Genomic DNA, 7,400 nt, shown 5'->3' on the forward strand with positions numbered 1-7,400 from the left:
GGTTTTGAAGGGTATACCGGAAAAAGTGTGCATTTTTTGGGATTTCAAGAGATGGCAAAGAAATTTTCAAATCTCCTCCTGACTCCTGACTCCTGACTCCTATGCCCTCACGGAAAGACTTTCTCAGCAACCCCTAATTAGTTATCAATTTCCAAATTCAGTATATAGCGTCCTAGTTGTACCTTTTCTGACCACAATTCATAGTCAAGTCGCAGATGTTCTGGTAATTTTTGTCCGGTAAGATCTAAGCTATTAGTAAAGTTACGTAAACAAATAGGCTTGTGTGGTTGCAAAGATTCATTAGGCAACCAATAACGACTAATGCCATAAACGCCCTGTTCCCAGAAATGTCGGTAACTTACTTGAGTGTTACCTTGCATAGTCATAATGATTCGGTAAGGTGAAATTTCCAACCACAAAATTCTGGGACTTGTGGGGATTTCAACATTTTTTTTAGTTTGAGGAACAGGATTTTCTCGACTGCTTAAATTTCCTACTTCACAACTGATTAAAGGTGGTGCAGTCAATAGTAAGTGAAATCTGTCAGTATCTTTTTGATATAATGTTCCAGAAGTTTCCACTACAGACCAAACTGGTAAGTCAGTGGAAATAATTGATAAACAAATAGGTTTGCGGTGATGAGTGAGCATGGGAACGATAAGTGATAGAAGCAGTTGAATAAAATCAAACCAACACTAGGTGTTTTAAAAAGTTAGTTTAAACAACTAAATAGTAAAACCTGATTCATATTAACCGAATCTACTAATTTGTTAATCTACACAAATCAAGATGCAAACGGCTAGGATTGAAAGCTAAAACCCGAAAACAATGTTTTTTCTGGCTAGAATCAGTCTGTGGATCAAGGTTGTGAATATTTTTATCAAGATTGAAAAAAATGCTAGTCTAAACTAGGGCTGATTGGATTGGGTTGCGGACAATAAAAAGCGGTAGGATACTAGGAAGGAATTAACCAGTGGCTGCATTAGATGTCACTGCAAAATTTCCGGTCTATTCAAAAGCTAGTGTATCCTAATGTTGGCTGCTATTATAACATTACAAACTCAAGAAAACGCTTCTCAAAACTTAATTATTCAGCGTCCTCCCTCTGGACTGTCTCTACAAGGTCGTATCAGTATTCCTGGGGATAAATCTATTTCCCATCGGGCTTTGATGTTAGGTGCGATCGCTGAAGGTGAAACTGAGATTCAAGGACTGCTTTTAGGTGAAGATCCCCGCAGCACTGCTCACTGTTTCCAGGCGCTGGGTGCGGAAATTTCGGAATTAAATACCCAGTTGGTGCGGGTTAAAGGTATTGGTTTAGGTAATTTCCAAGAACCAATGGATGTGTTAAATGCGGGTAACTCTGGTACAACTATCCGGTTAATGTTGGGTTTGTTAGCTTCCCATCCAGGGCGGTTTTTTACGGTGACAGGTGATGACTCTTTGCGATCGCGTCCTATGTCCCGTGTTGTTAAACCTTTACAACAAATGTCCGCTGAAATTTGGGGTCGTAACAGTAATACTTTAGCACCTTTAGCAGTTCAAGGACAAGCACTCAAACCGATTCATTATCATTCACCCATTGCTTCAGCGCAAGTCAAGTCTTGTATTTTACTTGCAGGTTTAAACACAGAAGGGAAAACAACAGTCACCGAACCCGCTTTATCAAGGGATCACAGTGAACGGATGTTAAAAGCTTTTGGGGCAGAATTAAGTATAGACCCGGAAACTAACAGCGTTACCGTGACGGGAAATGCGAAATTATACGGGCAAAAAGTTGTTGTTCCTGGTGATATTAGTTCTGCGGCTTTTTGGCTAGTTGCGGGTTCTATTGTTCCCGGTTCTGAGTTGGTGGTGGAAAATGTCGGTGTTAACCCCACCCGCACGGGAATTTTAGAAGCTTTGGCTATGATGGGTGCAGATATCCAGCTAGAAAATCAGCGGGAAGTTGCAGGAGAACCGGTTGCAGATGTGCGGGTGCGTTCTAGTCAGTTAAAAAGCTGTACCATTGCTGGGGATATTATACCGAGATTAATTGACGAAATTCCCATTTTAGCGGTAGCTGCGACGTTTGCCCAAGGGACAACTATTATTAGAGATGCGGCAGAGTTGCGAGTTAAAGAGAGCGATCGCATTACCGTAATGGCGCAACAACTCAATAAAATGGGTGCAAAAGTGACAGAATTACCCGATGGGATGGAAATTACTGGTGGTACTGCTTTGGTGGGTGCGGAAGTAGACAGCCATACAGATCATAGAATAGGTATGAGTTTAGCGATCGCTGCTCTTAATGCTAGTGGAACTACTACCATCCACCGTGCTGAAGCTGCGGCTATTTCTTATCCTAATTTTACCAGCACTTTAAAGGAAGTTTGTCGGTAAATTTGACAGGGGATTTTCGATTTTCCCCTGTTTTTTTAATCAAATAAAAGGTTTCGCGCAAAGACGCAAAGGAGCAAAGAGGAAGATTGAGGTTTTTGATTACTCGTCTGTAAAATAGTCTGAATCTATTTTTTTAATCTCGTAAATAGAGACAGTTGATACACCGACATGATTATCAATCATTAATTGAGCTAATTCTTGTCCATCTATTAAAACAATCTTACTATCTATTATAGATACATATTCTCTAGCATCTTGAGAAAATTTAGAAGTGGTGATAAAAACACCTTTTCTCGCTCTTTGTCCATGTAAAGCACCGACAAATTTTTGAATTTCCGGTCTACCAACAACTGTATTATCCCATCTTTTAGCTTGAATGTAAACAATATCTAAACCTAATTTATCTTCTTTAATTATTCCATCAATTCCCCCATCACCAGCTTTACCAATTGCTCTCCCTGCATCACGTCTTGAACCACCATAACCCATTTTTACCAGTAAATCAACTACCAATCTTTCAAAAAAATCAGGTGAACAACTTTTGACACGGTTCAATAATTCTAACTCTAATTCTTTTCTAATTTTTTGATAACCAAACTCTATGGATTCTTGGGGTGTAGTTTCCAAAATTTCTGAATCTTCCATAATTTCTGACACTGATTTATCATTATCTTTTTTAATAGTTTTAAATTCTATAAATTCGGGAAATTGATTAAGAAACTTGACATTAATTTCAGGGTTATTTTGCTTTAAAATTTCTTTTCCCCTGTTAGTAATTTGGAAAAATCCTCTTTTGGGAGACTCTAATAAACCCGCTTTTTTTAAATGAGTTCTCGCCCATCCTACCCTATTATCAAAAACCGCTTGTTGTCCACTAGATAATAATTCCTTTCGTTCCTCATCACTCAAATTAAAAACATCAGCTAAAAATGTAATAGCATCTCTTAAAGAATGTTCCTTTCCATCACCAGCATATTGGAGTAAAGGAAGCATAACAGATTGAAAATCAGGAATAGACATTGTTGTTTATAATAAATCTACTATAATTTTTATACCACACTCTTGCGCTCTTCTCTAGCGATCGCTGCTCTTAATGCTAGTGGAACTACGACTATTCACCGTGCAGAAGCGGCTGCTATTTCTTATCCTAATTTTACCAGCACTTTGGTAGAAGTTTGTCGGTAAAGGGAATAATATTAAAATCCCACTACAATAATCCTATAGGGGTTTAGCAATGCTAAACCCCTACCCATAGCTATGTGATCAGCAATAATGTTAATATAATAATGGATTTATTGCAGGAGCTACAAATCAATGACTCAAGTAATTGCTAAAAAATCCTTATATGAATCTGATTATTTACATTGGACTCAAGAGACTATAGCTAAATTAAAAGCTAGGGACTTTGAAAATGTGGATGTTGAGAATTTGATAGAGGAGATTGAGGATTTGGGGCGATCTTATCGGGATGAATTAGAAAGTCGTTTGGATGTATTATTATCGCATATTTTGAAACGATTATATGTTCCTTTAGTAAATGATTACAATGGTTGGGAAAGAACTATTAGAGAACAACGTAAACAAATTAAACGACGTTTAGCAAAGTCACCTAGTCTTAAAAATTATTTGCCTGAAATTTTTGACGAGATCTGGCAAGATGTACTCAAGGAAATCCGAGAAGATTATCCACAGTATGAGTTTCCTGATTTATGGCAGTTTGATTGTGATATTGACACATTATTAAATGACATTTTTTGGAGTTAAATATTTTGAAGTAGTTAGCGATACTTACGGTAAGCTACCACTAACCCATCTCTCCACCTCACCAAACAGCGATCCATCTCCTTCATCCCAAAAAATCGCACCTTCAATATCTCAATAGACATCTCCGAAAATTACATAAGCGTAACCTGAAACCCATTCGTAGGGACAATTCATGAATTGTCCCTACATCTTTTTCGGAGAGGTCTATTACACTCTTTCTCTCTTCTCTGCGTCTCTGCGCCTCTGCGTGAAATAAAATCTATAATATAGACAATAAAAATCTACAATTACAATATAACTTACAATCTTATGAATACCCCCCATCGTCCGCAAATTCTCAAACCTACTGAAACCTACACATTTCGTAAATACTTTGATTTAAGATTTGCACCTGCGGACATTTTACAAGAACTAGGATCAACCTTAATCAAAAGTAATATTAATTTCCCAACCACTAACAATCAAATTACTAGACTAAATGACTTAAAAGAAAGATTAGAAGAAGCAATTCAAAGAGTCAGTTTAACTAGCGAAGCTGCACGCAGAGAAGTATTAATTGCTCCTATTTTATTAGAAATTGCCCACATTACCCAAGCAACAATTAATATAGAATATCCCATAGAAATAAATCAATTTTTGCGAGGTGACTTAGATTATTACCTGCAAACTCAACATCAAATATTAGTGGTAGAAGCAAAACAAGCAGATTTAACAAGGGGTTTTACTCAACTTGCAGTAGAATTAATTGCAGTAAATGAATGGATATCAACAGATGAACCAATATTATATGGTGCAGTCACTACAGGGGATATATGGCAATTTGGCAGTTTTCAACGTGATACTAGAATCATAACTCAAGACTTAATGTTATATCGAGTTCCCACCGACTTAGAAATATTAATGAAAATTTTAGTAGGGATTTTAGCATAAGATCCCCGACTTCTTAATTTTATTAACAGAAGTCGGGGATCTTAAACTTTACTCTTTCACCTTCGGTTTCACAGTGGAAGCAACATGAAGTTCTTTCAACTGTTTACCATCCACACCAGCAGGTGCATCTGTTAACAAACAGCGTGCTTGTTGCGTCTTCGGAAAAGCAATTACATCACGAATTGATTCTTCTCCAGCTAACAACATTACCAAGCGATCTAAACCATAGGCAATACCACCGTGAGGAGGTGTACCATATTCAAAAGCTTCTAACAAAAAGCCGAATTTATTTTGTGCTTCCTCAGTAGATAAACCAATAGTTTCAAACACCTGAGATTGCACTTCTCTTTGATAAATTCGCAGACTGCCACCACCCACTTCAAAACCATTTAAAACCAAGTCGTAAGCTTGAGCGCGGGCGGTTTTCAAATCATGCAAATCATCGGGATGGGGTGCGGTAAATGGGTGATGTAATGCTTCTAATCTTTTCTCATCTGCATTCCATTCAAACATCGGGAAATCTGTAATCCACAGAAAGTTATTTTTCCCTTCAGGAATTAAATTAAATTCCCTAGCCACAAACTGACGCAACCGATCCAATGTTTTATTTACTGTTCCTGTATCAGCAGCAGCAAATAATAATAAATGACCGTCTTTTGCACCAGTTCTAGTTAAAATTTCCTGCTTTTGTTCCGGTGTCAAATTATCTTTAATCGCGCCAATGGTGTCAATTTCTCCATTTTCCCGCACGCGAATATAAGCTAAACCTTTAGCTCCTGCTTCTGCTGCTTCTTTGAAAATGTCTCCACCTGGTTTAATGCGAACATTTGAAATGGCATCATTACCGTTAGGAATAGGCAGAATTTTCACAATTCCACCTTTAGAAATGGCATCATTAAAGACTTTAAAACCGGAATCTTTTAAAACATCGGAAACATCAACTAATTCTAAACCGTAGCGGGTATCTGGTTTATCACTTCCGTATTTATTCATCGCATCTTTATAAGTTAGACGCGGAAAAGGACGGGGTAAGTCAATATTTTTGACGGTTTTGAAGATGTGACAAACTAATTTTTCGTTGAGTTCTATTATTTCCTCTTGAGACATGAAACTCATTTCCATGTCTAACTGGGTAAACTCTGGTTGTCTGTCTGCACGTAAGTCTTCATCACGGAAACATCTCGCAATTTGATAGTATCTATCCATCCCGGATACCATCAATATTTGCTTGAATAGTTGCGGTGACTGGGGTAAAGCGAACCATTCCCCTTCATTAACGCGACTGGGAAGAATATAATCACGCGCACCTTCGGGGGTGGAACGGGTAAGTACGGGTGTTTCTATTTCTATGAAACCTTCGTTATCTTCTAAATAACGACGCATTGCTTTCACGACTTGGTGACGTAACTGCATATTTTGCGCCATGCGATCGCGTCGTAAATCTAAATAACGATATTTTAACCGCAAGTCTTCCCTCACATTTTCTGTATCTGCGGTGGAAACCTGAAAAGGTAGCTGTTTACGCACAGCGTTGAGGATGTGAATTTTATCAGCGTAAATTTCTATTTCACCAGTAGGAATACGAGGATTTAAAGATTCTGCGGGGCGTTGGGTAACTCTTCCAGTAATTTCTACAACGTATTCATTACGTATGGTGTTAGCCAGTTCGTAGGAGTCTGGGGTGCGTTGAGGATCGCTGACAATTTGCACAATACCAGAGCGATCGCGTAAATCCAAGAATATCACACCCCCATGATCGCGGCGACGGTCCACCCAACCGTATAATGTTACAGTTTCTCCAATATGCTCTTGTCGGAGTTCGCCGCAATAGTGAGTTCGCATAGTAATTTAGTTCTTTTTTCCGGGCTGTTAGTAAATGTTAAGGCTTTCCTATTATCTAGCATTAACAGTCATTGTATTCATTTCTGGTTAAGAAAAAACGGCAAAAATGCTAAACTGGTTAGTTGAGGTCAGGATTAAGAAAGACCGTAATTATCGTAGCACTGGCAATCAAACCGAAAGCCAGATTAACCAGTGACTGGGTAGCTTGCCTGTATACCTCAAATTTCTCATTTGATTTTGCCACATCAGCTTTCAATTCTTCGAGTGAATTTAAGATTTTTTCTTGAAACTCTTCTTGTGACATTTTATTGATCTCCTTAGTTAAGGATTTTGATATGGGTTTAATAGACAGGAGTTCAGGAGTCAGGAGTCAGGAGATAAAAATTTTCCCCAGTCCCCAGTCCCCAGTCCCCAGTCCCCAGTCCCCAGTCCCCAGTCACCAGTCACCAGTCACCAGTCACCAGTCACCAGTCACCAGTCCC

General features: G+C 38.4%; 8 protein-coding genes. 4 read left to right on the forward strand and 4 right to left on the reverse strand.

What is annotated here, in order from left to right:
* Positions 1–137: 137 nt before the first annotated feature.
* Positions 138–650, reverse strand: a complete 513-nt coding sequence (locus H6F47_RS25995) for a hypothetical protein (protein WP_096571533.1) — start codon at positions 648–650, stop codon at positions 138–140.
* 382 nt (positions 651–1,032) lie between these two features.
* Here H6F47_RS25995 and aroA point away from each other — a divergent pair, with 382 nt between their 5' ends.
* On the forward strand, positions 1,033–2,382 hold the full coding sequence (gene aroA, locus H6F47_RS26000) for a 3-phosphoshikimate 1-carboxyvinyltransferase (protein ID WP_190651643.1): 1,350 nt from the start codon (positions 1,033–1,035) through the stop codon (positions 2,380–2,382).
* 99 nt (positions 2,383–2,481) lie between these two features.
* Here the strand turns inward: aroA and H6F47_RS26005 are convergent, their stop codons facing one another.
* Positions 2,482–3,402 (reverse strand): restriction endonuclease, encoded by a 921-nt coding sequence (locus H6F47_RS26005; RefSeq protein WP_137668648.1) that lies wholly within the window; start codon positions 3,400–3,402, stop codon positions 2,482–2,484.
* Positions 3,403–3,444: 42 nt separating this feature from the next.
* Between H6F47_RS26005 and H6F47_RS28735 the strand changes: the two genes are divergently transcribed.
* From H6F47_RS28735 to H6F47_RS26015, 3 genes are all read left to right on the forward strand, one after another.
* A complete protein-coding gene (locus tag H6F47_RS28735) occupies positions 3,445–3,567 on the forward strand; it encodes a hypothetical protein (protein WP_255427180.1) in 123 nt (40 codons plus the stop codon).
* A 129-nt stretch (positions 3,568–3,696) separates the two neighbouring features.
* Positions 3,697–4,146 carry a DUF29 domain-containing protein gene (locus H6F47_RS26010; RefSeq protein WP_096571529.1) on the forward strand — a complete coding sequence of 150 codons (450 nt, stop codon included), beginning with the start codon at positions 3,697–3,699 and terminating at the stop codon, positions 4,144–4,146.
* A gap of 309 nt (positions 4,147–4,455) precedes the next feature.
* Positions 4,456–5,076, forward strand: coding sequence for a hypothetical protein (locus H6F47_RS26015; RefSeq protein WP_137668649.1), 621 nt, complete (start codon positions 4,456–4,458; stop codon positions 5,074–5,076).
* 48 nt (positions 5,077–5,124) lie between these two features.
* On the opposite strand, the gene aspS is transcribed toward H6F47_RS26015, so the two are convergent.
* Together aspS and H6F47_RS26025 are read right to left on the reverse strand one after the other, a co-directional pair.
* Positions 5,125–6,918 (reverse strand): aspartate--tRNA ligase, encoded by a 1,794-nt coding sequence (gene aspS, locus H6F47_RS26020; protein WP_190651646.1) that lies wholly within the window; start codon positions 6,916–6,918, stop codon positions 5,125–5,127.
* A gap of 118 nt (positions 6,919–7,036) precedes the next feature.
* Positions 7,037–7,222, reverse strand: coding sequence for a hypothetical protein (locus tag H6F47_RS26025; RefSeq protein ID WP_096571523.1), 186 nt, complete (start codon positions 7,220–7,222; stop codon positions 7,037–7,039).
* Positions 7,223–7,400 lie beyond the last annotated feature (178 nt).

The organism is Sphaerospermopsis sp. FACHB-1094 (assembly GCF_014696195.1).
Classification (GTDB): domain Bacteria; phylum Cyanobacteriota; class Cyanobacteriia; order Cyanobacteriales; family Nostocaceae; genus Sphaerospermopsis; species Sphaerospermopsis kisseleviana.

Coding starts and splice junctions, on each gene's coding strand:
- aspS (WP_190651646.1), bottom strand. CDS start 6,918: ATGCGAACTCACTATTGCGGCGAACTCCGACAAGAGCATATTGGAGAA.
- aroA (WP_190651643.1), top strand. CDS start 1,033: ATGTTGGCTGCTATTATAACATTACAAACTCAAGAAAACGCTTCTCAA.
- H6F47_RS26010 (WP_096571529.1), top strand. CDS start 3,697: ATGACTCAAGTAATTGCTAAAAAATCCTTATATGAATCTGATTATTTA.
- H6F47_RS26005 (WP_137668648.1), bottom strand. CDS start 3,402: ATGTCTATTCCTGATTTTCAATCTGTTATGCTTCCTTTACTCCAATAT.
- H6F47_RS26025 (WP_096571523.1), bottom strand. CDS start 7,222: ATGTCACAAGAAGAGTTTCAAGAAAAAATCTTAAATTCACTCGAAGAA.
- H6F47_RS25995 (WP_096571533.1), bottom strand. CDS start 650: ATGCTCACTCATCACCGCAAACCTATTTGTTTATCAATTATTTCCACT.
- H6F47_RS26015 (WP_137668649.1), top strand. CDS start 4,456: ATGAATACCCCCCATCGTCCGCAAATTCTCAAACCTACTGAAACCTAC.